The sequence below is a fragment of the Pontibacter indicus genome (genome assembly GCF_900156345.1).
GTDB lineage: Bacteria > Bacteroidota > Bacteroidia > Cytophagales > Hymenobacteraceae > Pontibacter > Pontibacter indicus.
This window is the reverse complement of the sequence record NZ_FTPP01000001.1, coordinates 1,170,155-1,194,445: the sequence shown is the minus strand read 5'-3', so window position 1 is coordinate 1,194,445 and position 24,291 is coordinate 1,170,155. Positions and strand designations below refer to the sequence as shown.

Annotated in this window: 24 protein-coding genes; 8 read left to right on the top strand and 16 right to left on the bottom strand. The window is 51.1% G+C overall.

Going from position 1 to position 24,291, the window contains the following annotated elements; genetic code table 11:
• Window positions 1-53 precede the first annotated feature (53 nt).
• Complete coding sequence (locus tag B0B12_RS05150; protein ID WP_076666386.1) at window positions 54-782, bottom strand: LytR/AlgR family response regulator transcription factor; 729 nt, start codon at window positions 780-782, stop codon at window positions 54-56.
• Window positions 751-1,788, bottom strand: a complete 1,038-nt coding sequence (locus B0B12_RS05145) for a sensor histidine kinase (protein WP_076666385.1) — start codon at window positions 1,786-1,788, stop codon at window positions 751-753. Before B0B12_RS05145 ends, B0B12_RS05150 begins: the two co-directional genes overlap by 32 nt.
• A 250-nt stretch (window positions 1,789-2,038) precedes the next feature.
• On the opposite strand from B0B12_RS05145, the gene B0B12_RS05140 reads away from it, so the two are divergent.
• Together B0B12_RS05140 and B0B12_RS05135 are read left to right on the top strand one after the other, a co-directional pair.
• Entirely contained in the window at window positions 2,039-2,965 is a 927-nt protein-coding gene (locus B0B12_RS05140; protein ID WP_244554602.1) for an ABC transporter ATP-binding protein, read from the top strand.
• A complete protein-coding gene (locus B0B12_RS05135; RefSeq protein ID WP_076666384.1) occupies window positions 2,962-6,552 on the top strand; it encodes an ABC transporter permease/M1 family aminopeptidase in 3,591 nt (1,196 codons plus the stop codon). The genes B0B12_RS05140 and B0B12_RS05135 overlap by 4 nt, the downstream gene beginning before the upstream one ends.
• 377 nt (window positions 6,553-6,929) lie before the next feature.
• Here the strand turns inward: B0B12_RS05135 and mnmE are convergent, their stop codons facing one another.
• The 9 genes from mnmE to B0B12_RS05090 all read right to left on the bottom strand — a co-directional run bounded on the left by mnmE (window position 6,930) and on the right by B0B12_RS05090 (window position 16,424).
• Window positions 6,930-8,309, bottom strand: a complete 1,380-nt coding sequence (mnmE, locus tag B0B12_RS05130; protein WP_076666383.1) for a tRNA uridine-5-carboxymethylaminomethyl(34) synthesis GTPase MnmE — start codon at window positions 8,307-8,309, stop codon at window positions 6,930-6,932.
• 79 nt (window positions 8,310-8,388) lie between these two features.
• Window positions 8,389-8,934, bottom strand: coding sequence for a thioredoxin family protein (locus B0B12_RS05125; protein WP_076666382.1), 546 nt, complete (start codon window positions 8,932-8,934; stop codon window positions 8,389-8,391).
• A 73-nt stretch (window positions 8,935-9,007) separates the two neighbouring features.
• On the bottom strand, window positions 9,008-9,886 hold the full coding sequence (locus B0B12_RS05120) for a metal ABC transporter permease (protein WP_076666381.1): 879 nt from the start codon (window positions 9,884-9,886) through the stop codon (window positions 9,008-9,010).
• A 261-nt stretch (window positions 9,887-10,147) separates the two neighbouring features.
• On the bottom strand, window positions 10,148-11,431 hold the full coding sequence (locus tag B0B12_RS05115) for a metal ABC transporter permease (RefSeq protein WP_076666380.1): 1,284 nt from the start codon (window positions 11,429-11,431) through the stop codon (window positions 10,148-10,150).
• Between the two features lie 226 nt (window positions 11,432-11,657).
• Window positions 11,658-12,449 carry a metal ABC transporter ATP-binding protein gene (locus B0B12_RS05110; protein WP_076666379.1) on the bottom strand — a complete coding sequence of 264 codons (792 nt, stop codon included), beginning with the start codon at window positions 12,447-12,449 and terminating at the stop codon, window positions 11,658-11,660.
• Window positions 12,450-12,461: 12 nt separating this feature from the next.
• A complete protein-coding gene (locus tag B0B12_RS05105; protein ID WP_076666378.1) occupies window positions 12,462-13,394 on the bottom strand; it encodes a metal ABC transporter solute-binding protein, Zn/Mn family in 933 nt (310 codons plus the stop codon).
• Between the two features lies 1 nt (window position 13,395).
• The gene (locus B0B12_RS05100) at window positions 13,396-14,052 is read right to left on the bottom strand and encodes a metal-dependent transcriptional regulator (protein WP_076666377.1); all 657 of its coding nucleotides are present in this window, start codon (window positions 14,050-14,052) and stop codon (window positions 13,396-13,398) included.
• A 157-nt stretch (window positions 14,053-14,209) separates the two neighbouring features.
• Window positions 14,210-15,208, bottom strand: a complete 999-nt coding sequence (locus tag B0B12_RS05095; protein ID WP_076666376.1) for a 3-oxoacyl-ACP synthase III family protein — start codon at window positions 15,206-15,208, stop codon at window positions 14,210-14,212.
• Window positions 15,209-15,284: 76 nt separating this feature from the next.
• A complete protein-coding gene (locus B0B12_RS05090; protein WP_076666375.1) occupies window positions 15,285-16,424 on the bottom strand; it encodes a glycosyltransferase family protein in 1,140 nt (379 codons plus the stop codon).
• Window positions 16,425-16,475: 51 nt separating this feature from the next.
• Between B0B12_RS05090 and B0B12_RS05085 the strand changes: the two genes are divergently transcribed.
• Complete coding sequence (locus B0B12_RS05085) at window positions 16,476-17,288, top strand: 2,3,4,5-tetrahydropyridine-2,6-dicarboxylate N-succinyltransferase (RefSeq protein ID WP_076666374.1); 813 nt, start codon at window positions 16,476-16,478, stop codon at window positions 17,286-17,288.
• Window positions 17,289-17,403: 115 nt separating this feature from the next.
• On the opposite strand, the gene B0B12_RS05080 is transcribed toward B0B12_RS05085, so the two are convergent.
• Complete coding sequence (locus B0B12_RS05080; protein ID WP_076666373.1) at window positions 17,404-17,793, bottom strand: VOC family protein; 390 nt, start codon at window positions 17,791-17,793, stop codon at window positions 17,404-17,406.
• 2 nt (window positions 17,794-17,795) lie between these two features.
• Complete coding sequence (locus tag B0B12_RS05075; RefSeq protein WP_076666372.1) at window positions 17,796-18,701, bottom strand: 3-hydroxybutyryl-CoA dehydrogenase; 906 nt, start codon at window positions 18,699-18,701, stop codon at window positions 17,796-17,798.
• Window positions 18,702-19,133: 432 nt separating this feature from the next.
• On the opposite strand from B0B12_RS05075, the gene B0B12_RS20080 reads away from it, so the two are divergent.
• Window positions 19,134-19,286, top strand: coding sequence for a lmo0937 family membrane protein (locus tag B0B12_RS20080; RefSeq protein ID WP_007660459.1), 153 nt, complete (start codon window positions 19,134-19,136; stop codon window positions 19,284-19,286).
• Between the two features lie 67 nt (window positions 19,287-19,353).
• Window positions 19,354-19,503, top strand: coding sequence for a lmo0937 family membrane protein (locus tag B0B12_RS20075; protein ID WP_007660460.1), 150 nt, complete (start codon window positions 19,354-19,356; stop codon window positions 19,501-19,503).
• Window positions 19,504-19,578: 75 nt separating this feature from the next.
• Here B0B12_RS20075 and B0B12_RS05070 read toward each other — a convergent pair whose 3' ends face one another.
• A complete protein-coding gene (locus B0B12_RS05070) occupies window positions 19,579-20,262 on the bottom strand; it encodes a hypothetical protein (RefSeq protein WP_076666371.1) in 684 nt (227 codons plus the stop codon).
• Between the two features lie 36 nt (window positions 20,263-20,298).
• Window positions 20,299-21,924, bottom strand: a complete 1,626-nt coding sequence (locus B0B12_RS05065) for an ABC-F family ATP-binding cassette domain-containing protein (RefSeq protein ID WP_076666370.1) — start codon at window positions 21,922-21,924, stop codon at window positions 20,299-20,301.
• A 370-nt stretch (window positions 21,925-22,294) separates the two neighbouring features.
• Here B0B12_RS05065 and B0B12_RS05060 point away from each other — a divergent pair, with 370 nt between their 5' ends.
• A complete protein-coding gene (locus tag B0B12_RS05060; protein ID WP_244554601.1) occupies window positions 22,295-22,729 on the top strand; it encodes a DUF4199 domain-containing protein in 435 nt (144 codons plus the stop codon).
• A 65-nt stretch (window positions 22,730-22,794) separates the two neighbouring features.
• Window positions 22,795-23,253: a DUF4199 domain-containing protein gene (locus B0B12_RS05055; protein WP_076666368.1), complete on the top strand. Its 459-nt coding sequence runs from the start codon at window positions 22,795-22,797 to the stop codon at window positions 23,251-23,253.
• A gap of 85 nt (window positions 23,254-23,338) precedes the next feature.
• Here B0B12_RS05055 and B0B12_RS05050 read toward each other — a convergent pair whose 3' ends face one another.
• On the bottom strand, window positions 23,339-23,674 hold the full coding sequence (locus B0B12_RS05050) for a hypothetical protein (protein ID WP_244554600.1): 336 nt from the start codon (window positions 23,672-23,674) through the stop codon (window positions 23,339-23,341).
• A 210-nt stretch (window positions 23,675-23,884) separates the two neighbouring features.
• Between B0B12_RS05050 and B0B12_RS05045 the strand changes: the two genes are divergently transcribed.
• Window positions 23,885-24,283, top strand: coding sequence for a hypothetical protein (locus B0B12_RS05045; protein WP_076666367.1), 399 nt, complete (start codon window positions 23,885-23,887; stop codon window positions 24,281-24,283).
• Window positions 24,284-24,291 lie beyond the last annotated feature (8 nt).

Here is a 24,291-nt window from a genome sequence, read left to right as displayed (position 1 = left end):
CATCCTACTTTTATCGTCCAGAGCGGTTGTGGAGCGTCCTACTCTTTTAGCGTCTAGCTCAGGCCTCTTAACTTTTTGTAAAAACCATCACTGTAGGTATCGCTGATCGGGATGATCTGATCGGCGATTCTGATCCTGTTCTTCTCGATGTGGTCAATCTTGTCGAGGGCCACCAGGTAGGAGCGGTGCACCCGGGCAAATTCCCCGGCAGGCAGCAGTTCTTCAAGTTTCGCAAAGCTCAGGAGCGTCATCATCTTCTCCCTGGCTGTGTGGATGCGCAGGTAGTCTTTCATGCCTTCCACGTATAGGATGTCGCGGGTCGCCAGCTTCTGGATGCGATGGCCTACTTTCAGGAAGAGGTATTCCTGCTCATGCATGGACGCTGGGTTTGTTTCTTTTTTTTCAGGCAGCTGCATGGGGCTTTGTTCCTGGTACAGGCGCAGCACGCCTTTGTAGAACCTTTCAAAAGAAAAAGGCTTTACCAGGTAGTCTTTCACTTCCAGTTCAAAGGCTTTCAGGGCATACTGATCGTAGGCCGTGGTCAGGATAATCATCGGCCTGGGGTTCAGCATCGGGATGAAACTAAGCCCGTCCAGGTCCGGCATGTTGATGTCCAGGAAAAGCAGGTCCGGCTTATCTTCCTTCAGTTGAGCCGCCGCTTCCAGGGGGCTCATAAAGGTGCCTTTCAGCTCCAGGAAAGGGACTTTCGCTACATACTCTTCCAGTATCTCCTGCGCCAGATGCTCGTCATCAATTATATAGCAAGTGAGTTTCTCCTTCATGAACCTGTAATGGAAGACCGTTGATGATTAAAGTTACTGTAAATGTTTCACCCGAGTTATGGATTTCCAGGCTGTGTTGATCCGGATACAGCAAGGTCAGTCTTTTCCGCACATTGGGGAGCCCGATGCCGCCAGGTTCTTCCAGGGCATGCGCCGGGCTTTTATTGACCGGGTTCCGCAGACGGAAGATAAGCCTGTTCTCTTGTATGGTGACGCGCACCTGGATAGCACCGGGCTCCAGTCGGGCCGGGCTGTGTTTGTAGGCATTCTCCAGCAGATGGATGTACAACAGGGGGGCAATGTGGCAGGAGGCTGTGTCTCCCTCAAGGGCCAGGTCCACCACAGGGCTCTTCTTATAGCGAAGCTGCTGCAAACCCACATAATCCTGCAGGTACTTCATCTCCCTGGAAAGCGGCACCGTGGGGGCATTGGATTCATAGATCATGTAGCGCATTAAGGAAGCCAGACGCAGAACGGCCTCCGGTGCTGCCGGCGCCTGTTTGTACACCAGGGTATGAATGTTGTTGAGCGTATTGAATAAAAAGTGCGGATTGATCTGTGATTTCAAATAGTGTAACTCGGCCTGGACGGCCTGTTTTTCCAGCTGTTCTTTCCGAATGGTATTCAGCACGAGGTTCTCTGTTACCCGGGCAAGCCAGCTGAGAAAGAGGAAAGCCGGCACAATGGTCACAAGGGCCATGGTATAGTAGCCGAGGAAGGGATCCCAGTTATCCTGCTTGTAGTAATGCGTCAGCAGAAACAGGAAAGGTCCGGTGAAGATGATGGCTGCCAGCCACTTAAAATAGGCACCGCGCTTTCCTTTACCTGCATAGCGGGTCAGGAGAAAAAAATGACTGTAAAAAACATACAGGCATGTCAGGATGAACCCGATGGTCAAGGGAAACCAGTTGGAATCGTCCTGACTTAGCTGGAGGGCTACCAGCAGGCTAAACAGAATCCAGAGACCGAGGTGGATCAGCGTAAATACCTTCTTAATTCTATTCATAATCCAAAGATATCTTTTCCTGTTATTTCCTGATGACCTACTCGGCCACTGCCCTGTCCCGATCTACGAAACCGCCTGTTGACTCTGCCAGTGCTTTGGCGGAAGTTAGCGTCCCTTGGCAGATTACTTTACGCAGGTCATATATCGCTTTTTGCCTTCCCATTCCAAGCTGTTTCCTTTATTCAGAAATGAAGGGGTGGCCTCTGTAGAGGGGCTTTGCTCTTGAAAATAAACACTTCAAATCAGAACGATGGAAAATCAGCAGATCAGCCTCTCAATCCGCAATGTCTCGAAGACCTATGCAAACGGGGTGCAGGCCCTACGTAACGTTTACCTGGATATCCCGGCAGGTATGTACGGGCTACTGGGTCCTAACGGTGCAGGCAAATCAACCCTCATGCGCACGCTGGCAACCCTCCAGGAGCCTGACAGTGGCCAGGTGTTTCTGGGGGGAATCGATGTCTTGAAGCAAAAAGAAGAGGTGCGCCAGACGCTGGGATACCTCCCGCAGGAATTTGGAGTTTACCCCGGGGTGAGGACGGAAGATCTGCTGGATTATTTCGCCGTACTCAAGGGCATCACTAGCCGGGCTTCCAGAAGAGAAGTGGTAGCCGCCCTGCTGAAACAAACCAATCTCTGGGAGGTACGCAGCCAAAAGCTCGGCGGCTTTTCCGGGGGGATGCGGCAGCGCTTCGGGGTGGCGGTGGCCTTGCTGGGAAATCCGAAGCTGCTGATCGTGGATGAACCCACGGCAGGCCTGGACCCAGCCGAGCGGGTTCGCTTTCTCAACCTGTTGAGCGAGCTGGGGGAGAACAGCGTGGTGCTGCTCTCTACCCACATTGTGGAGGATGTCTCGGAACTATGCACCCACATGGCTATCATCAACAAAGGGCTAATCCTGCAGGATGCCGCACCAATGCATGCAGTAAGGGAGCTGCAGGGGAGGATCTGGCGGTGTGTTGCTGAGAAAGGCTCGTTGCCGTCCCTGGAGCAGGAACATCAAGTGATCTCTACCAAGCTGCTGGGCGGTCGGACGGTGGCCCACGTTTACAGCGAAGAAGATCCCGGCAAGGGCTTCGAACTGGTGCAGCCCGACTTGGAAGATGTCTACTTCACCGCCATGGCAGGATATCATCATAAGCAGGAGCTGCCACAGGTAGGGGAGGTGCAGTCATGATACGCTGGAAAATCTTTTGCTTTGAGTTCGCCTACCTGGTCAGGCGCACCTTCACCTGGCTCTGCCTCGCTCTTCTGCTTGCCTTTACCTTTGGCATGAACCAGGTCATCTCCCCCGGCGACGGCGTCTACCCAAACAATACTTTCCTTGTCACGGCCCTTACCGTGCTCGGCGGCCTGCTCTGGCTGATGATGGGAGCTTCCATAGCCGGCCAGGCAGCAGCCCGGGACGCGCAGGCACGTATTCATCCCCTGATCTATACCACGCCTGTCTCCAAGCTTGACTACCTGGGTGGAAAGTTTCTGGCAGCCTTGGCAGTGAATGCATTGCTAGTCCTTTCCTTGCCGGTCGGCATACTCCTTTTCTTTTACCTGCCGGGTAGGGAGCATGGCGAACTGCTGCCTTTCAGGCCATGGGTATACCTGAATGTGTATTTCCTGATTGCCTTGCCGACAGTCTTTGTAGCAACCGCCCTGCAGTTCACCTTTGCAGCGCTTAGCCACCGGGTGATGACAAGTTACCTGGCCAGCCTGCTGCTAGCCATTTTCCCACAGCTCATCGCCATGTCGGCGGCAACGCTCCTTGGGAACTGGAGCTGGGCCGCCTTATTGGACCCGATAGGGGTTGCCGGCATTGTAGGCGGCGAAATGCAAACATGGACTGCACCCGATAAGAATACACGCCTGATGGCGCTGGAAGGAGTCTTCCTGCTGAACCGCATCTGCTGGCTTGCCGCCGCCGCAGGGATTCTGTGGCTTGCCTACCGCCGCTACGGTTTTGTTCATCCTGTAACCAACAGCCGGTGGCCTCGCCTTAAACGGCGTTCCAAAGCGCAGACCGAAGCGCCTGCTAAGGGAGCTACAGGTGGAGCAGCCTCCATTACTGTGCCACAGGTGCAGCGAAGCTTCGGCTTTGCCACCCGGTTCTGGCAGCTTCTGGCAATGACGAGGGCATCTTTTGGGATGATAGCCAGAAACCCTGTAGGGCTTACACTGGTGGGCGCCATTGCCCTGGCTTCGGCTGTCTTCGGCGCCTTCATTATGAAGGAAAACGGGGTTCCGCTGCTCTCGACCACCCAGCAGGTGATCGGCTGTCTGGCTGCTCCCGTAGGCAACGTCTCCTCGCCCTGGGTGGTGATCCCGCTGCTCATCCTCTACTTCGCGGGCGAGCTGGTGTGGCGTGAGCGGGATGCCGGTCTGGGGGATGTGGCGGATGCTGCACCGGTACCGGATTGGGTCCTTTTCATGGGCAAGTTCATGGGCCTCGGGCTCATTATCCTGGCCTGGCTGGGGTTGCTCATGACCGGCGGCATCGGGATGCAGTTCATCTTGGGCTACGATAAGTTAGAGCCAGGCCTATACGTGAAGGCGCTATTCGGACTTCAACTCATAGACTACCTGCTCTTTGCCCTGCTTGCCCTGGTGGTGCACGTCGTGGTGAATCAAAAACACATCGCTTATCTGGTGTTGCTCTTCGTATTTTGCTTTATGGCCTTTCCTTCCAGGTTTGGCGTCGAGCACCCTCTGCTCATCTATGGAGCGGACCCGGGATGGTGGTACACCGACATGCGTGGTTTCGGACCAACGCTGGGGCCGTGGCTGTGGTTTAAACTGTACTGGACTGCCTGGGCCTTACTGCTTTTAGTGGGGGGAAGGCTGCTGTGGGTACGGGGAAGGGAGCAAAGCCTGAAACACCGTCTTAGGGTAGCACCGCGACGCATCAAGCGCTCCACTGTTTGGGTGACCGTGATCGGTACAGGGCTCCTGCTGACTACGGGGAGCTTCATCTTTTACAATACGAATGTGCTGAACGCGTACCACACAGAGGCTGACGGCCTGGAATGGGAGGCTGAATACGAGCGGCGCTACGGCCGCTACAACCAGTCGCCCCAACCCCAACTGACGGCTACGAAACTACAAGTCGAGCTGTATCCTGACCAGCAGGAAGTGGAGATACGAGGAGCCTATACGCTGGTGAATAAGACCACCGCCGCCTTAGACACCATCCAGCTGGGAAGCGAACCGGGAGCTGCGTTTGGAGAGGTACGCTTTAACCGGCCGGCTGCCGGGGTGCTGACTGACAGCGCATTCGGTTTCCGCCTATACGCCCTGAAAGCTCCACTGCAGCCCGGTGATTCGCTGCAGGTAGATTTTGTGGTGCACCACAAACAAAATGGTTTCCGTCACAGGAACACAAAGCCCTTGGTAGTGGCGAACGGTACCTTCTTTACAAACTACGACCTGCTCCCTGCCATCGGCTACCAACGCTTCCGGGAAATCCAAGACGCGTATATCCGGAAAAATCATCAGCTGGCTGCACGCCCTGTATTGCCTTCTCTTTATGAGCATGAAGCACGCAGGAAGCCTTTCAGTGCAGATCAGACGACCTTCGAAGCCATTGTCGGAACCGCAAAGGGTGAAGTAGCCGTTGCGCCGGGTGTACTGCACAGTACCTGGGAAAAAGATGGTCGTCGCTATTTCCACTATAAAACGAATGCTTCGATCGGGGGGGAGTACGCCATCCTGTCGGCAAACTATCAAGTGAAGGAAAGCAGGTGGAAGGATGTGACGATCAGGATTTATCATCATCCCAGCCATGATCAGAACATCGAACGCATGCTCCGGAGCGTGAAAGCTTCACTGGCTTATTATACAGCGCAGTTTGGCCCTTACCCGTTTGAATCCTTCACGCTGGTAGAGGGTGCCGGGCCTGGGGGAGGGGCAAGTGCAGATGCGGGCATTGTATATTTCGGAGAGCAGTATGCCATTCTAAATCCCGATGACAGTCCCGGTGGCTTTGACTTGCCTTATTATATTATGGCGCATGAAATGGCGCACCAGTGGTGGGGCTTGGCCAGGTTAACACCTGCCTACGTAGAAGGGGCCGGTGTGCTGATCGAAAGCCTTTCCGTGTATTCCGGCATGCAGGTGCTGGAAAAGGACTATGGGGATCACCATTTACAGCAATACGTGGACTACCTGCATGCCTCATACGCGATGCCCCGCTCCCTGGTCTCCGCTTCCCTGCTTCAGGCCAATGAGGAGTTTTTATATTATAAAAAGGGTGGTCTCGCCCTGTATGCCCTGAGTAAGTACATCGGGAAAGAGAAAGTCAACGGGGCGCTACGGAGTCTGCTCCAAAAACGCACGACTGGCGAACTGCCCCTGCCCACCACGTTGGATCTCTACCAGGAGCTTCAGCAGGCAACCCCCGACTCATTGCATTACCTCTTAACCGACCTGTTCAAGGAGAACACGTATTGGCGCCTCAAAACCAAACAGTTTGTGGCAGAGGAGTCGAAGTCGGGCGACTGGAGGGTAACCCTGAAGATACAGGCGCAAAAGGTGGTCGTGGACAGTGCGGGCAATGAAGAGGAGGTGCCCATGCATGACTGGCTGGAAGTCGGTCTGTATGAAGAAGGCAAGGGACTGAGCGAGCCACTCTACCTGCGGATGCACCGCGTCCGGTCCGGTGAGCAGCTTATAAAAATGACCGTGCCACGAAAGCCCGAAAGCGGTGGGATTGACCCAAACAAGCTGATGATTGACCTGCGGCTGGATGATAATATGAGGCAAGAGGGCGACTAATCCTATGCCGGCACAGTCCCATTTCGTGTTGTGGCTTTTAGCTGATAAGACCCCCAGTCTCTAATTTTCAATGAGCTAAAAGGGGGCACAGGAGTTGGACAGGCCAGGCCCATGCGCTGTATTCTGATGTTGGAGCTCATGGCTATTAAGAGCAGCTAGCGTTAATTAAGTATTGTTAGTGTTAAATAAGTCAAATGATCTCCCCCGTTTTCAGTAGTGGGGTACAAATAGGGTATTTTTGGTACAAACGAGGTACAACGATAGTATAAATATAAGGCTATTGTTTTTGATGCACAAAGAGGAGGGGTGCGAAAAAGCCTGATTATCAGCGATAATAAGGCTTTTGTTTGAATGTGATATTGTGTTATTTTGAGATGCTATTTGCCGATGCAGAACTTCGTAAAGATGTTATCCAGCAAGTCATCCGTTGTGATTTCCCCCGTGATCTGGCCAAGGCTGTAGAGCGCCCGGCGGATATCGGCCGCCACCAGGTCGCCGCTCATGCCCAGGGCGAGACCGTTTAGCACATCGTCCAGCGCTTCATAGGTTTTGTTCAGGCTGTCGACGTGGCGAAGGTTGGTCACAATGGTTTGCTGCTGGGTGTTGAGCTTGCCCAGGTTCACCTTTTCTACCAGCGCCTGTTTTAGATCTTCCAGGTGTGCACCTTCTGCTGCAGAAATCTGTACCAGGCCTGCTATACCTGCAAATTCAGCCAGTTGCTCAGGTATAGCCTGGTCTATTTTGTTGGCGACAGCAAGCAAAGGCAGCTTCTTCGGGTTAAGCTCTTCCAACTCAGCTTGTAACTCTTCCGTCGTGGTGGTGGTGATGTCGAAGAGGTAAATGATGAGCGACGACTGGCTCAGCTTCTGCAGCGTGCGTTCCACCCCGATGGCCTCTACCTTGTCGGTGGTTTCGCGCAGACCGGCCGTGTCGATAAAGCGGAACGTTATGCCTCCGATGTTGATCTCGTCTTCGATGAAGTCGCGGGTGGTGCCCGGTACATCCGACACGATGGCTTTCTCCTCGTTGAGCAGCTTGTTGAGCAAGGTGGATTTACCGGCGTTTGGTTTGCCGACGATCACGGTTGGGACGCCGTTTTTGATCACATTGCCCAGCTCAAATGACTTAAGCAGTTCGCGTATGATCTGCTGTATGTTCAGGATCAGAGAGCGTAGTTGCTCACGGTCAGCGAATTCTACATCTTCTTCACCGAAATCTAATTCGAGCTCGATCATGGAAGCGAAGTGCACTAGCTCAGCCCGCAGCCGCTTGATCTCCTGTGAAAAACCACCGCGCATCTGCTTCATGGCTACTTCGTGCGAAAGGGCAGAGTCAGAAGCGATCAGGTCGGCCACGGCCTCGGCCTGGGCCAGGTCAAACTGCCCGTTCAGGAAGGCGCGTTTTGTAAACTCTCCGGCATTGGCCAGGCGTGCGCCTTTTTTCAGAAGCAGCTGCATGATCTGCTGCACAATAAAATCGGAGCCGTGACAGGAGATCTCTACCACGTTCTCTTTGGTATAGGAGTGGGGCGCCACGAACAGGGAAACCAGCACTTCGTCAATGATCTTGTCTCCGTCGCGCAAGGTGCCGAAATGAATGGTATGGCTGGCCTGCTCGGTCAGGTCCTTACCTTTGAAAACAGCGTTCGTAATGGTGATGGCCTCCGGACCGGAGAGACGAATGACTGAAATGGCGCCTGTGCCGGATGCCGTGGCAACCGCTGCAATGGTATCGGTATGTAAGAACTGATGAATCAAGGTAATATGAATAATATATAATGATTAGTGACTAATGATTAATTAGCGATGCTTTTGTAAAATTACTCATTAATCATTATTAATTCCTTTTCGCGTACTCTTCCCAGGTTTTGGACTTGTGATGATTGTCCCCGAAATAGGTAAGGATCTTGTGGAAAGTCGGTGCATCGAGGTAGCCGGGAACAGGTGTGAGCATGTTGAACTTCTCATCCAGGTATACGGTGGTCGGATAACTCATCTGCCCCTGCAGCAGGGCAATGGCCAGTTCGTGCGCCCTGTATTGCTCCTTGTAGGTATAGGTATGGCCATTGAGTGTGATCGGCGTTTTACCCTCGGCATCCAGCTTCACCGCATAGTAGTTTTTGTTGATATAGGCTACCACAGCCGGGTCTGTAAAGGTAGACTTGTCCATTCTCTTGCACCAGCCGCACCAGTCTGTGTACACGTCAATTACCACCTTGCGGGGCTGCTTTTTAATCTTTTCAGCAGCTTCCTCTATGCCGATCCAATTGATTTTACCTACCTTCTGAGTTACGGCTTCTTTAGGATCCGCACTACGCCAGGTATAGCCAGAGGCTATAAGCACGAGTGCAAGCAAAGAAAACAGGACTATTTTTTGAGGCATGGCAGGTATCTTTCGATCTAAACGCTTAAAGAAACACTTTCAATACAATTTAATAAGAAGCTTATTATTCAGTTTAATGGCTGATCGTTTGCACGCGTTTTTGACTGCGCAATTTGCCGTGCGTAGGCGAGAAAAGAAATGCCAGCAGAAACTCTATACCTGTCACGGTTGCGATGGCTCCGGCAATAGATCCATCCAGCCATACAGCCAGGTAGTAGCCGGCAAACGAAGCGATGATTCCCAGGAGGACCGATAAGCCCAGCATGGATTTGAAATCGTCGGTAAGCAGGTAGGCCGTGGCTGGGGGCGCAACCAGAAAGGCCACCACCAGAATAGCCCCCACTGACTCGAAGGAAGCCACCGTCGTGAGTGATACCGCACCCATCAGTAGGTAGTACCAGAGTGTAGTAGAGATGCCGATGGCTGCTGCAAAAGCTGGATCGAAGGTAGTCAGGAAAAGCTCCTTATACCCCAGCACCACGAAAGCGCCGATCAGCAGCGTCACCACCGCCAGCATCCATACCGTACGGGGACCAAGGCTCAGCCCGCCTTCGGTTATGATGAGGTCGAGCGGCACGTAGGCAATTTCGCCATACAATACGCAGTCCTGGTCCAGGTCCACCTGACCGGCAAACACGGAAATAAGGATGATGCCGATGGCAAAGAGCCAGGTAAAAGTTACCCCAATGGCCGCGTCGGCTTGCACCCGCGCGAAACGGTGAAAGAACTCGATCAGGAAAGTGGTGAGCACCCCCAGCAGTCCGGCGCCAATCAGCATCGGAACCGTGTCGCGCGAACCGGTGAACATAAAGGCAATCACAATGCCTGGAAGCACCGCATGCGAAATGGCATCACCTACCATGGCCATACGCCGCAGTATCAGGAAACAACCCAACAAACTGCAGCAGGTTGCCACCAAACTTCCCGTCAATATGATCCAGAATGCGTTCATTTTTTTTGAGTAAGTGAGTTAGTGATTGAGTGATTATTTCTGAGTTGAAGTTCGGAATTAAAACTACCTGCGATTCCTGGACACGATCTAAGATGGGGTTAGATCACGCAAAATCTCACTAATCATCATTTTCCCAGTTGTGTAACTCTATTTCCTTTCAATTTCGTCGCTTTTAATAACATTACTTCTTTAAATCTCAAATGCTCACCTTCCCCAATCACTCATCCACTAATTCACTCATTCACTCATTTGCTAACTTTCCTAGGGTATTCTTGCGCTGTGTGGGTCCAGATCCGGGTAGTTGAGCTCCTCGATCAATCGTTGCTCCAGTTCAGGGGTGATGATGTGTTCGATGGTTTCGGCGTCTTCGTGTACGTGGTCGGAGGCCAGGTTCAGGTATTGTGTCAGGTATAGCTCCCATAGACGATGGAGGCGCACCACCCGGCGGCCACGTTTTTCGCCTTCCGGAGTCAGCAGCCAGCGACTTTCTACTTTTTGAAGGTAACCTTGCCGTCTGAGCTTTCGCAACCCAGTTAGCGCTTCCTTTTTGGGAATGTTGCGCCGTTCAAGTAATTCCTCCAGACTGCGGGCGCTACCGTAGTCCTGTCGGAGTTCGCCTAACTGGTAAAGCAACTTAAGCAGGTTTTCTTCCAGAATGCGTGTTTTGTTACGTCGTTGTCGCATGATGCGGGCCACCCAACCACGACCAGGCGCCAGGGCAAAAGACAAAATTGCGATCATCGACACGATCAGTACAATCCAGGGACCGGTTGGCATGGAAGGGGCGGTGTAGGAAACGAAGGCGCCTGCTATACCTGAAAAAGCACCAATCAAGGCAGCAAGCACTAACATCACCTTCAAGTTTTCGGTCCAGAAGCGAGCCGCCGCAGCCGGTGTGATGAGCATGGCCGCCATCAGCACAACGCCCACCGCCTGTATACCTACCACGACGGCAAAAACCGTGAGGGTAGTCAGTAATAACTCGAGTCCACGCACCGGAAAGCCAATGGTGCGGGCATAGGCCTGATCAAAACAGAGCAACGTGAGTTCTTTGTAAAACACCACCACAGCCACGAGAAGCAACACGGCCACCACGCCAAAAGCGATCAGATCTTCTCCGATCAACGAAGCTGCACTGCCGAACAGAAATTTGTCGAGGCCGCTCTGGGCGGCATTACCAGTCTGCTGGATAGCGGTGAGCATCAGAATACCGATACCGAAAAACACGGAAAGCACCAACCCGATGGCCGTATCTTCTTTGACGCGGGAACGGGACGTGATGTAATCGATCACCAACAGTGATAGCCAACCCGTTACAAAGGCTCCAATCAACAGAATAAAAGGGTTTTTTGTGCCTGATAGCATGAAAGCCAGACAGACACCCGGCAACACGGAATGAGCGACTGCATCGCCGACCAGCGCCCGCTTGCGCAGCAGCGTAAAGCAGCCCACTACCGCCGAACTGGCAGCCAGCAGCACCGAGCCCAACGTCACGTACCGTATGTTGGCATCCGTAAACGAGAAAAACTCTATGAAGTCCTGCATCTTTTAGATGGTTAAATTGCTGATGGCTAAATTGTTAGTAGGTTGGTGGTTAAATTATTGATGGTTAAATAGTTAATTGTTGTATATAGTGATGTTGCTTTAGGTAATATAGCCTTCAATACGAAACTTATACCGACAAATAGGTATCCCCGGAAATCCCCTCCTTGGAGAGGCAGGGGTGGTTTAATCGTGCACTAAACAATTTAACCTTCAACAATTTAACAATTCAACTCTTCTCCCTCGCCGGAAACTCTTGTTTCCTCAGCAGGTCGCCCACTTTGCTGAGCAGGGTGAGCTTGCCGCCGTAGGTTTGTTCCAAAAGCTCCTGGTTCAGTACCTGGTCGGTTGGTCCGGAGGCCACCAGGCGCATGTTGAGTAGCACCACCCAGTCGAAGTACTCGGAGGCGGACTGCAGGTCGTGGTGTACCACGATCACGGTTTTGCCCTGGTCGCGCATCAGTCGAAGCAGCTGGATGATGGCGGTTTCGGTGGCGATGTCGACACCGGCGAAGGGCTCGTCCATGAAATAGACATCGGCATTCTGGGCCAGTGCCCGGGCCAGGAAAACGCGCTGCTGCTGTCCGCCGGAAAGCTGCGAGATCTGTCGGTTAGCGTAGCTTTGCATGCCTACTTTTTCGAGGGCTTCCATGGCGGCGTCCTTGTCGGCTTTGCGCGGGCGTTTGAACAAACCCAACTGGCCATACCTGCCCATCAGCACCACATCAAACACCGAAGCCGGAAAATCCCAGTCCACCGACTCGCGCTGGGGCACATAGCTGATGCGGCTGTATACCTGCTTGAGCGGTTGGTCGAAGATGCGCACGTAGCCGCTACTTACTGGTAGCAGGTTCATCATCGCCTTAATCAGGGTAGACTTTCCTGCGCCGTTCGGACCGATCACACCCACCAGCGCACCGGCAGGCAGCGTCAGGTCGATGCCCCACAACACGGGCTTGCGGTCGTAACTCACCGTCAGGTCGTGTACTTCTACTACCGGATTTTCTACTTGAAGTATCATATGTTAGTCTTCTTATTTTAAAGAAGTTACAATCGTGTTTGTGTTATACCTGACCATGCCGGTATAAGTGCCTTCGGGGGTACCCACTTCTCCCATGGCATCAGAGAAAAGCGTGCCGCCTATCTCGATGGTATGACCGCGTTTCCGGCATCCTTGTACTACTGCTTCAATGGCCTTTGGCGAAACAGATGACTCAACAAAAACGGCCTTGATCTTGTTTGCGACAATGAATTTGACGAGCGAAGAAACATCCTGTAAACCAAACTCCGATAGGGTAGAGATGCCCTGCAGACCACGTACCTCGATGCCGTAAGCGTTACCGTAATAACCGAATGCATCGTGCGCCGTGATCAGAATGCGTTGCTGCTCCGGTATGGAGGCAATGGCGGCTTTGGTATCGTTGTGTAGGGCTGAGAGCTCGCGCAAGTAGGCGGCGGTTTGCTCCTGGTACAGGGCCGTATGCTGCGGGTCTTTTTTCTGCAGTTCGCTGCTCACGTAAATGACGACCTTCATCCAAAGAGAAACGTCAAACCACACATGCGGGTCGTGGCTGTCGGAGTAATCGGCCGACTGGAGCAGGTCCGTTTCAGGTATACCCGCTGTAGCAGGCACCACCGTTTTGTAACGGCTCAGCTTTTCCAGCACTTCGCCCATTTTCCCCTCCAGGTGCAGCCCATTATAAATGATCACATCCGCTTCCGTCAGTTTGTTCAGGTCGCCCTGCGTCGCTTTGTAAAGATGCGGATCCACGCCGGATCCCATAATTGCCTCCACATCGGCGGCATTGCCTACTATGTGCGCAACGGCATCCTTTAGCATACCTGTTGTGGTGACGATGCGCATTCGCTTCCCGGCAGGTATTTCGCCCCGGCTGTCAACCTGGGTACAGGCGGTGCCGAGCAACAGCGTGAACATAAAGCCCAGAAAAAAAACAACTACTTTCATACTAGGCAGACAGGAAAATATTACGCGCAACCTCCCCAGATACCACCAGATTTTTTTTGTTTTCCAGGTTGATCTCTAGAGAGTTGTCGTAGGGTATTTTGTCTATTACTTTAATCTTGGCTCCCAGGAATATCCCCATTTTATCGAGGTACTGCAGGAAGAGCGGCTGCGAGTCGTTGACGCCGACTACTGTGCCGGAACCGTTTACTTCCAGCTCTGCCAACAGACGCTGTTGTTTGGTATTCATCTTGCCATCTTCCGAAGGGATCGGATCGCCGTGGGGGTCGAACTTCGGATAGCCCAGAAACTCGTCGAGCCGCCGGATCAGTAGATCGGAGTTGATGTGTTCTAGTTCCTCCGCCACGTCATGCACCTCGTCCCAATTAAACTTGAGCTTCTCGACCAGAAATACTTCCCACAGCCTGTGTTTCCGGATGATCTGCAGGGCTACCCGCTCACCAGTCTCCGTTAGCGTAACGCCCCGGTACTTGACGTAGTCGGCTATACCTTTGGCGCCCAGTTTGCGCAGCATGTCGGTCACAGAAGCCGCCTTGGTGTCCAGTGCTTCGGCAATGGCATTGGTGTTCACCTCACGGGTGCCCCCCTCAGAAAGCTTGTAAATCGCCTTGATGTAATTCTCTTCAGTAAAACTGTGCACTTTTTTAATTGAGTGAGTGAGCGAATGAGTGATTGAGCGGGTTGGTAAATGAGTGGATTGTTAAATTGTTGAGATTCATAATTGATAATTCACAAATGAGGTACAGCTCATCTACTAATCACTCATTCGCTAACGCACTCAATCACTCCATATAAAATTACCATCTGATCAGCGCGGAGGCCCAGGTAAAGCCTGAGCCGAAAGCTGCCATACATACCAGGTCACCTTCTTTGATGCGGCCTTCCTGCACGGCTTCGCTCAGGGCAATTGGTACGGAGGCAGCTGTCGTGTTGCCATACTTGTGGATGTTGCTCATCACCTTTTCGTCTGGCAAGCCCATTTTCTGCTGAATGTATGAGGTGATGCGCAGGTTAGCCTGGTGCGGTATAAGCATGTCAACATCAGATGCTTTATAGCCATTTTTGTTAAGTGCTTCTTCAATCACTTCTGGGAAACGTGTCACGGCGTGTTTGAATACTTGATTGCCGTTCATGTAAGGGTAAACGGTGCCTTCATCGATCATTTCGTGTGTCAGGCGGTCCTTTTTGGTGCTACCCGGATCGATCACAGCCAACTCCTCAGCAAACTCACCGTCGGCATGCAGGTGTGTGGACAGTATACCTTGTCCTTCCTTCTCAGCAGGGGTGAGCACCACTGCCCCGGCGCCATCGCCGAAGATTACAGACACGTTGCGTCCACGGGTGGAGAAGTCAAGGCCATTGGAGTGAATTTCGGAACCAACCACCAGGATGTTGTTGTACATACCGGTTTTGATGAACTGATCGGCCACCGAAAGCGCATATACAAAGCCGGAGCACTGGTTTCGCACGTCAAGCGCCGGAATCTCTTTCAGGCCCATCTCACGCTGCATCAGCACACCGGAGCCCGGAAACACATAGTCAGGGCTGAGGGTGGCAAACACGATCATGTCCACGTCCTCCGGCTTTAGACCCGCCATTTCCAGCGCCTTCATGGAGGCCTTGGCACCCATGTTGGACGTCGTATCTACACCTTCCTGGAAGTAGCGACGTTCCTGTATACCTGTTCGTTCGCGGATCCATTCGTCTGAAGTCTCCATGACTTTCTCGAGGTCAAAATTGGTCACAACCTTTTCAGGCACGTAATGGCCAACGCCAGCTATCTTTGAGTTTCGCATAATATAATGTTTAGCTTTACAAATATACTGATTTCGTTTAAATTTAGATTCGTCTAAAAAATATTTTTTATGCAGTCTATACCTGTGCCAGTAGGGACATGATCGCTTTTAGTAATTCCTCCTCCTCGCTTTCCCAGTAAATGGACTCAGGTATACCTTCATTGTAGAAGCTGCTGGTGCTCAGATCTTCGTAAAGTGCCGCTGTGTTTAGTTGGCTGAAGTTGATGGATCGACCGGCATCGTTTCCCTCTACTATACCTTGCCACAAAGGGTTTTCCTGGATCAGGATCGGCAGCGCGTGGGCCATGTATTCGTAGAGTTTGGTGGGGATACAGCGGAAGGTGCTGGCATTGGGCCGGTAGGGTAGCAGGCCAATGTGGCTCTCTTGTATTTGCTGCAAAATGCTTTGATGTGGAACCAGTTTGCCGCCTCCTATCAAATCTACGAAGGGGAGCGGCTCACAAATCTTTCGTAGTTGAGTTAAGGTATGGCTATTGGCGCAGTAGCCGATGATGGTCAGTTTTGTGTCGGGTCTCACAGTCTGCAGCTGTTTGGCCAGTTCAATTGCCTCCCAAACACCGTACTCCTCCGCTATGGTGCCGCTGTAAAGTAGGCGCAGCGGGTCGGTTGCAGGCAGGTGAACAGGTATTGAGATGAAGGATTGCTGTTGGTTTGCTTTGTACTTGTTCTCCACGAAGGTATAGCGGCCCCCCAAAAAGGGAATCTCGTCCGCATAGCTGCGCTCAGCCAGTAAAAAATGATCGATGCTGCCAGCCGATAATCTTTCGATGCCACGCACTGTAGCTGCTAGCAAATGCTTTAAAGGCCGGCTATAATTATGCTGCGCTCGTAAGTTCAGACTATAGTTTTCTTGTATATCATACACGATCCGCACGCCGCTATACCTGGTTTGGTATAGCAGTGTGGGCAAGAGCAGTTCGTGTGTGCTGACAATCACCAGTTGAGGCCTGATACGTTGGAGTAAGCGGAAGTAGTCGCGCTGAGCAAACAGTCGACCAAGGCTGAGCCTTTGGAATCGGAAGATCGGGTGGAAGTGCACGCTAGCCGGTGCCCCCGAAGGTATAGGCGCTTCGTAGCCTGCTATGTGAATGCTGGCACCGGGAATTTTGCTAAGCGAGATGCCCAGCTTTTCGTAGAGCCGGGTGTCGGTTATGGGCTTTAGCAGTGAAGCCAGCAGGATTCTCTTTTCAGACATCGCCTAAATTTAATACTTTTACGCTTTGATTCTCAAAAAACGAAAATTAGCATGGCATTACAGCAGATAATAGAGCAGGCTTGGGAAAACCGTGACTTGCTGAAGGAACAGAATACGATTGAGGCGATTCGTGCCGTGATTGAAGAGCTCGACAAGGGTCGCTTGCGTGTGGCAGAGCCTGCCGGCGACGACTGGCAGGTGAATGAGTGGGTGAAGAAGGCGGTGCTGATGTATTTTCCGATTCAGGCCATGAAGACAATTGAGGTGGGTCCTTTTGAATTTCATGACAAGATAGCCCTCAAAACAAACTATGCCGAGCTGGGCGTGCGCGTCGTGCCACACGCGGTGGCCCGCTATGGTGCCTACCTTTCTAAAGGCGTGATCATGATGCCGTCTTATGTGAACATTGGCGCCTATGTGGATGAAGGAACGATGGTGGATACCTGGGCAACTGTGGGTAGCTGTGCGCAGGTGGGCAAGCATGTGCACCTGAGCGGTGGTGTTGGGCTGGGTGGCGTGCTCGAGCCGGTACAAGCAGCACCTACAATTATTGAGGACGGAGCCTTTATCGGTTCGCGCAGCATTCTGGTAGAAGGTTGCCGCATCGGCAAAGAAGCGGTGATCGGTGCAGGCGTGACGATCACGGGCAGTTCCAAGATCATCGACGTGACAGGAAGCGAGCCGAAGGAGTACAGAGGCTATGTGCCGCCGCGCGCTGTTGTTATACCTGGTTCCTATACCAAGAAGTTCCCGGCAGGCGAATTCCAGGTGCCATGCGCCCTGATCATTGGGCAACGCAAGGAAAGCACCGATCTCAAAACCTCGCTGAACGACGCACTGCGCGAGAACGCTGTAGCTGTTTAGTCTATTTACACAGCATCATTTAACGGAAAATCCCCTGCTGATCGATCGGCAGGGGATTTTCTGTTTTTAAGGTATAATCTATACCTTGGCGCTATACCTGTATCTAAGATCTATTCTAACCCCTGGAATGCAGGGCAATGCGGTTGCCTTCGGTGTCGAGGATCAGGGCCATGAAACCGATGGCTTCTGCTATCAGGGTTTTGTCCTGCAGTATTTTGCCACCTGCTTTTTCCACTCGGGTCAGCTCGTTGGCCAAGTCACCGGTCGGGGAGGAGAAGTAGACTACTGCTCCATCGACAGAGGGCTTGTATTTCTCTTCGTGCTTTACGAGTGAGCCGGAGGCACCCGGACCTTCTTCAGTCCAGGGAAACCAGGCCATTTCCTCGTCGCCCATGGTTTGGTAATGCAAGGTATAGCCGAACAAAGTTTCGTAGAAGCGGATAGCCCGAGGCATATCGGTTACCGGTATCTCGAACCAGCCAACCACATTAAAGTTCTGCGCCATCTTTATTGAACAAAATGTCTTTTCTTAAATCGATCCGCCACAACGAGTTCTTTTGTGCCGTGCGTCCAGGAGTAGAAGCCCTGTCCGGACTTAACGCCTTTGTGGCCTGCCTGCACCATGTTTACCAGCAGCGGGCACGGAGCGTACTTCGGATTGCTAAATCCGTCGTGTAGCACGTTCAGGATCGAAAGGCAAACATCCAAGCCAATAAAATCGGCGAGTTGCAGCGGTCCCATCGGGTGCGCCATACCTAGCTTCATGATCGTATCGATCTCTTCCACACCGGCCACACCTTCATATAAGGAGTAGATGGCCTCGTTGATCATTGGCATCAAAATACGGTTGGCCACAAAGCCCGGGTAGTCGTTGCACTCGGTCGGCACTTTGCCCAACTGCAGCGACATGTCCATTACCTGGCTGGTCACTTCATCGGATGTAGAGTAGCCGCGAATGATCTCGACCAGTTTCATCACCGGCACCGGGTTCATGAAGTGCATGCCGATCACTTTGTCCGGCCGGTTGGTTACCGAAGCGATTTTGGTGATAGAGATAGAGGACGTGTTACTGGCCAGAATTGCCTCTGGTTTAGCGAAGGCATCGAGGTCTCTGAAGATCTTCAGTTTCAGGTCTACGTTCTCGGTAGCCGCTTCTACCACCAGGTCAGCTTCCTGCACACCCTGTTGCATGTCGGTAAAAGTGGTGATACGGTCGAGGGTCTGGTTTTTCTGCTCTTCCGTGAGATTGCCTTTGGCGATGATGCGATCGAGGTTTTTCGTAATGGTTGCGAGCGCCTTGTTGAGTGCCTCTTCTGAAATATCGACTAAGGATACAGGGAATCCATTTTGGGCAAACACATGGGCGATTCCGTTACCCATCGTACCCGAACCAATAACTGCTATTTTCTTCATAGTGATATGCGTGTTTTAAAATTCCATTACAAAACTAACAGAAATCAGACAAACATCGGTTTTAAAAACTTTTCTCTTGTAATAATTCAATTGCAGGTGGCGGTATGCTGCTATGGTATACCTTTGTGTTACCAGGTATAGTTAATATTCTATACAAAATTATGGAAGGCAATTTTCATTTTGAAATAAGATTTGTTTTGCCTGATTATCAAATGGCTAAGGGCTTGTTTTGTTTATGTTGCAATAACGGATTTTTGCGATATTCGATCAAAGTATACAAAATAATGCGATTATATACATCCTTTAAAGTATAGGGCTCGTAAAAAGCTTAAAACAAAAAAATGCAAAGCAGATCAGCCGGTCTGTTTTGAAAGCCTGACAGACGGTTTTGCTTTCAGCGCATTGAAAAGGAGAAATTAAAACTAAAAAACTATGGGAAATTTATTGTACATCATAGCCGTCGTGCTAGTGATCTTTTGGCTGATCGGGTTCCTTGGGTTCCCTGATGCCGTAGGTGGAATCATCCACGTTCTTTTGGTGCTGGCTGTTATCGCAGTGCTGCTGCGACTAATACGAGGCGCTTAACCTATATAGCGGAACTACGTTAGATAGGGTAACAGACTATATTTTCGAAATCAAAATATTTAAAACTATGGGAAATTTATTGTATATCATAGCCGTTGTGCTGGTTATCTTTTGGCTGATCGGATTCCTTGGGTTTCCTGATGCCGTAGGCGGATTGATTCACATCTTACTGGTGATCGCCGTGATCGTGGTACTGCTACGACTCATACGGGGCTAAAACAGTTACTTTAAAAACAAAAAAGGCTGCAAAGAGATTTGCAGCCTTTTTTCGTTTATACTCAAGTGTCAAGAGCTATTTCCTGAATGGAAAGCTAAAGCCCGCTCTAATAATCGGATTAGAATAGGGCGAGGCATAGGAGTCGTTGAAATTGTAAAGCAACAAGATGTCGGCCGCTCCCCGCTCGCCAATCTGCTGTCTGTAGCCGAGGCCAGCCATCGGTATACCTACAAAGCGCTTCTTGAACTCATACACGCCTGTGTTGTAATTCATCAGCGGGAGTTCCACACTCAGCTGCTCAAACTCGGCGTGAATCAGGAAATTCTCGAAGACCTGCTGCTGTGCGAAAACACGCCCACCGTAGTTGTGCATGCGCTCTCCTCTAAAGCTCCGGTAATGGTACACACCACCTATACCTAGCCAGAACGTTTCGGTGGCCCGATAGCCCACCATAGGCAATAAGGAAATGTTGGTGTAGGTGCCAAACTGCAAACCAAAGCTGCCACCCCAGAACATGCGGTCAATCAGTGCCTGCGGCGCTTCCTCGCCCGGGCGCACCACCTGCGGGCGGATCACCTCTGGTTGTGGCTGGGGTTGTGTCGCGCGGGGCTGCCGTTGCTGCGGCTCTACCGTTGGCCGAGTGGGCAGTTCGCGTTTGCGCTTCACGGTGTCAGGTTCCACTTGGGCCATGGCCGCTGTGCTGCCCAGAAGGCAGCACAGGGTTAGTACCAGTAATTTAGAGCGATAGCGTCGCAGCATAACGTGTTCGTTTACAGGTTGTCGCTGGTATATACGCTATACCTTGGCTGTGGCATACATTTTCTTGCGCAGCTCTTTGATGTTTTCGTCCGATAGGTACTCCTCGTAACCCATGCGCTTGTCGATGATGCCGCCCGGCGTGAGCTCGATGATGCGGTTTGCAATCGTGTCTACAAACTGTAAATCGTGCGAAGAGAAGAGGATCGTGCCGTCGAAGTCGCGGAGGGAGTTGTTGAGCGCCGTGATCGACTCCAAGTCCAGGTGGTTGGTTGGCTCGTCGAACACCAGCACGTTGCCGGAATGCAGCATCATGCGGGAGAACATGCAGCGCACTTTCTCACCACCTGACAACACATTGGCCTTCTTCAGCGACTCCTCGCCTGAGAACAGCATACGGCCCAGGAAGCCGCGGATAAAGCTCTCGTCTTTCTCTACAGAGTACTGGCGCAGCCAATCCACCAGGTTCAGGTCCGTAGCGAAGAACTCCTGGTTATCTTTCGGGAAGAAGGAAGCCGTGATGGTAGTGCCCCACTTGAACTCGCCTGAATCAGGCTGCTCTTCGTTGAACAGGATCTTGAAGAAAGTAGAAGCGGCAATATCGTTACGACCGATCACTGCAATCTTGTCGCCTTTGTCCACCATGAACGAGATGTCCGTGAAAATAGGCTGTCCGTCGATCGACTTGCTCAGGTTCTCCACGTTCAGGATCTGGTTACCGGCTTCGCGCTCCGGTTTAAAGGCGATGTATGGGTACTTGCGTGAAGAAGGCTGAATGTCTTCCACCGTCAATTTCTCGAGCAACTTGGCGCGGGAAGTCGCCTGCTTCGACTTGGAAGCGTTGGCGCTGAAGCGTCGGATGAATTCTTCGAGTTCCTTGCGCTTGTCTTCTGTTTTTTTGTTGGCATCGGCACGCTGTTTCAATGCCAGCTGGCTCGACTGATACCAGAAGCTATAGTTACCGGCAAACATCTTGATCTTGCCAAAGTCAATGTCGGCTACGTGCGTACACACCGCGTCGAGGAAGTGACGGTCGTGTGACACTACAATAACGGTGTTTTGGAAATTATCGAGGAAGTTCTCCAGCCACATGATCGACTCAGCGTCCAAGTGGTTGGTCGGTTCATCGAGCAGCAGGATGTCGGGGTTACCGAAAAGGGCCTGGGCGAGGAGCACACGAACTTTCTCGCTACCACTCAAATCTTTCATAAGCGAGTAGTGCAGGTCTTCGCTGATGCCAAGGCCGCTCAGGAGTTCAGCCGCTTCATACTCTGCGTTCCAGCCCTCCAGGTCAGCAAACTCGCCTTCCAGTTCAGCAGCGCGTTCGCCGTCAGCATCCGTAAAGTCTGCCTTGGCATAGATCGCGTCTTTCTCCTGCATGATGTCATACAGTCGTTTGTGGCCCATGATCACAGTCTGCAACACCGGCGACTCGTCGTACTCGAAGTGGTTCTGCTTCAGTACGGCCAGGCGGGCGTTGGCCGGTATCTCCACGGAGCCGGTGTTCGGCTCAATCTCGCCAGAGAGTATTTTCAGGAAGGTGGACTTGCCAGCACCGTTGGCCCCGATCAGGCCGTAGCAGTTGCCGGGAAGGAATTTGATGGTAACGTCTTCAAACAGGGTACGCTTGCCATAAGACAGGCTTACATTGTTGGTGCTGATCATAGATAGCTAAAAAATGAGTGTATGAAACGATTGCGGTGCAAAATTACGAAATAAAAACCGTCTTTTTTTCAAATTGCTGTAAACCAATAGCCTAAGGGCGTGCAGCGGGTAAGTTAATTGCTTTGAAATGAAGCGCTTCGGCATGTGGCCCGAAAAATTTATGGCTCAAATCACAACGCCACGCCACCTTCTCTAGTATATTGATTTAATTATATACGGCAGATTGCACCTGCTTTGGGGAGCTTAGTATACGGTAAGCTCTTTTTTATAACCAATCGTGCAACTAATCTGTTCATTTTTAAAATCTAAGGACTCTTAACAAAATAGTATTCATATGGCACTTTCAAGAATCACATATCAAAAGGTATCAATGAAATATGGTATTTTCGTAGGTATAGCGCACATCATCTATTTCCTGATCATGCGTCTGCTGAACCTGCAGAATAGAGTAGAGCTCTCGTTTTTGAGTGCGATTTTCCTGATCATAGGTATAACAGTGGCTATTTCGCAATTTAAGAAGGCTAAAGGAGGAAACATCAATTATTTTCAAGGTTTGGCCATCGGTGCTACCACTGGTGTGGTGTCTTCTACCATTCTGGCGCTCTTTATGGTTTTCTACCTCACCCTGTTCGACACCGCATACCTGGCCGCACTGCAGACGAGTTCACTTTTCCCACTGAGTTTGTCCGTCCTCTCGTTCTTCGTGCTGACGATCATTTACGGTACCATCCCGGGTTTCCTGATTGCCTTCGTAGCCATGCAGTGGTTTAAGCGGGCAGACCATACCATCCCAGAGCGTATCTAAGCTATTGCAAGCACTTTTAACGTCAGATTAAACAAACCTGATTAAGAACACCTGAAGCACCCGTTATGGAAAAAATTGGCCTTAAATACGGCCTGTTCACGGCAATTGCATTGATTGGTTACTTTCTGCTCATGAAGCTCTTCGGGCTGGCGCACATTATCGAATTGCGTTTCCTGAATGGTGTGATCATGGCGATTGGAGTTACGATGTCCATTAGGGCTCTTAAGATCATACGGCAGGGCAACCTGGGTTACTTTGAAGGTCTGGGAGTGGGTATCATCACTTCAGTACTAGCCACAGCAATTTTCGCCGCCTTTATGGTGGTATACATCAAGGCCTTCGACGACAGCTTGTTAAAGGTGCTTTCCGGAAACCAGTTCGTGGGAGAGCGGCTGGCCATTACACCCGGCGTCGTAGTCTTTATAGTGCTGATGCTGGAAGGCGTGATATCGGGCTTTATGGTCTCGTTCATCGCCATGCAATGGTTCAAGCGGCCTGACCACAAAGTGCCGGGCAGTCCCTGATCATACTGCTAACGCCTGATATTATAAAAAGAGAGGCCGTCCGGGATTTCCCGGACGGCCTCTCTTTTTGGATTTTACTGCCAGATCAGCTTACCAGGTTGTCTGGCCGCTGTATGATTTGTACAACTACCTCATGTAGATCACCTTCCTCATCTTTTAGCTTATAAATAACCATCGGGTTGTCGGTATTATGTATGGGCGTGATATTGATTACTTTGCCGGAATCAAGCCTGTCCTCGAGTTGCTGCGCCATGTCTTGAAGTGCCTTTGCAAAATTAACCTCTAGCAGACTGGGATTATAAAATTTAGTTTTCATTCTTTTTTCACTTTGTAGGGAGGGAAACGCCGTAGCGAAGCCGAAAGCCACTGTTAAAAATACTATTTCGATCCTTTGCTTTTGTATACTCTTCCAGAGGGGCATGGTTACGATATAGGTAAATTTGAATACAAGTTATTTTTATAATTTAAAATTATTTTTAAATATTACTATTCATAGTTAAAAGGGGTAAGTTGACTCTATGAGAAAAATCTAAAAATTGTGTGTTTGCAGCCAGAACCAAACTTTTGTAATTCCGTTCATAACACTATATAACTTTAGCATAGCCGTTTGGCAGCATAATACCCGAATACCATGAAAAGAATTTTACCTTTTTTAATCATACTTGGATTAACCACCAGCACAGCACAGGCACAGCGGCTGACTGAGAAAGACGATGATCTGGACAAAAAAGTATTGGCTATCAGCCTGAGTGGCCCCCAAATGGCGATCCTGGAAATGAAGCGCGAACTGAATCTGAGCGAAGAGCAGATGATGCAGGTAGAGCTGCTTCATGAAGAACGTTACCAACTAATGTCGGACGCTGAGCTGAAAGTGAACGACCCGATTGAGTTGCAGCGCACTTACAGAGAGATACAATTAAAGACGGACAAAGTAATGGCCGGCATCCTGAATGAAAAACAGCTGAAGCAGTTCCTGGAACTGGAAGGGCGGCAGTACGTCAATTTTTTGACAGGGAAAGAAGAGGAATAGTTATTTAG

Bases quoted from the DNA above. Each gene is read 5' to 3' on its own strand.
- B0B12_RS05150 (WP_076666386.1), bottom strand. From the start codon at position 782: ATGAAGGAGAAACTCACTTGCTATATAATTGATGACGAGCATCTGGCG.
- B0B12_RS05145 (WP_076666385.1), bottom strand. From the start codon at position 1,788: ATGAATAGAATTAAGAAGGTATTTACGCTGATCCACCTCGGTCTCTGG.
- B0B12_RS05140 (WP_244554602.1), top strand. From the start codon at position 2,039: ATGGAAAATCAGCAGATCAGCCTCTCAATCCGCAATGTCTCGAAGACC.
- B0B12_RS05135 (WP_076666384.1), top strand. From the start codon at position 2,962: ATGATACGCTGGAAAATCTTTTGCTTTGAGTTCGCCTACCTGGTCAGG.
- B0B12_RS05125 (WP_076666382.1), bottom strand. From the start codon at position 8,934: ATGCCTCAAAAAATAGTCCTGTTTTCTTTGCTTGCACTCGTGCTTATA.
- B0B12_RS05120 (WP_076666381.1), bottom strand. From the start codon at position 9,886: ATGAACGCATTCTGGATCATATTGACGGGAAGTTTGGTGGCAACCTGC.
- B0B12_RS05115 (WP_076666380.1), bottom strand. From the start codon at position 11,431: ATGCAGGACTTCATAGAGTTTTTCTCGTTTACGGATGCCAACATACGG.
- B0B12_RS05110 (WP_076666379.1), bottom strand. From the start codon at position 12,449: ATGATACTTCAAGTAGAAAATCCGGTAGTAGAAGTACACGACCTGACG.
- B0B12_RS05105 (WP_076666378.1), bottom strand. From the start codon at position 13,394: ATGAAAGTAGTTGTTTTTTTTCTGGGCTTTATGTTCACGCTGTTGCTC.
- B0B12_RS05095 (WP_076666376.1), bottom strand. From the start codon at position 15,208: ATGCGAAACTCAAAGATAGCTGGCGTTGGCCATTACGTGCCTGAAAAG.
- B0B12_RS05090 (WP_076666375.1), bottom strand. From the start codon at position 16,424: ATGTCTGAAAAGAGAATCCTGCTGGCTTCACTGCTAAAGCCCATAACC.
- B0B12_RS05085 (WP_076666374.1), top strand. From the start codon at position 16,476: ATGGCATTACAGCAGATAATAGAGCAGGCTTGGGAAAACCGTGACTTG.
- B0B12_RS05080 (WP_076666373.1), bottom strand. From the start codon at position 17,793: ATGGCGCAGAACTTTAATGTGGTTGGCTGGTTCGAGATACCGGTAACC.
- B0B12_RS05075 (WP_076666372.1), bottom strand. From the start codon at position 18,701: ATGAAGAAAATAGCAGTTATTGGTTCGGGTACGATGGGTAACGGAATC.
- B0B12_RS20080 (WP_007660459.1), top strand. From the start codon at position 19,134: ATGGGAAATTTATTGTACATCATAGCCGTCGTGCTAGTGATCTTTTGG.
- B0B12_RS20075 (WP_007660460.1), top strand. From the start codon at position 19,354: ATGGGAAATTTATTGTATATCATAGCCGTTGTGCTGGTTATCTTTTGG.
- B0B12_RS05070 (WP_076666371.1), bottom strand. From the start codon at position 20,262: ATGCTGCGACGCTATCGCTCTAAATTACTGGTACTAACCCTGTGCTGC.
- B0B12_RS05065 (WP_076666370.1), bottom strand. From the start codon at position 21,924: ATGATCAGCACCAACAATGTAAGCCTGTCTTATGGCAAGCGTACCCTG.
- B0B12_RS05060 (WP_244554601.1), top strand. From the start codon at position 22,295: ATGAAATATGGTATTTTCGTAGGTATAGCGCACATCATCTATTTCCTG.
- B0B12_RS05055 (WP_076666368.1), top strand. From the start codon at position 22,795: ATGGAAAAAATTGGCCTTAAATACGGCCTGTTCACGGCAATTGCATTG.
- B0B12_RS05050 (WP_244554600.1), bottom strand. From the start codon at position 23,674: ATGCCCCTCTGGAAGAGTATACAAAAGCAAAGGATCGAAATAGTATTT.
- B0B12_RS05045 (WP_076666367.1), top strand. From the start codon at position 23,885: ATGAAAAGAATTTTACCTTTTTTAATCATACTTGGATTAACCACCAGC.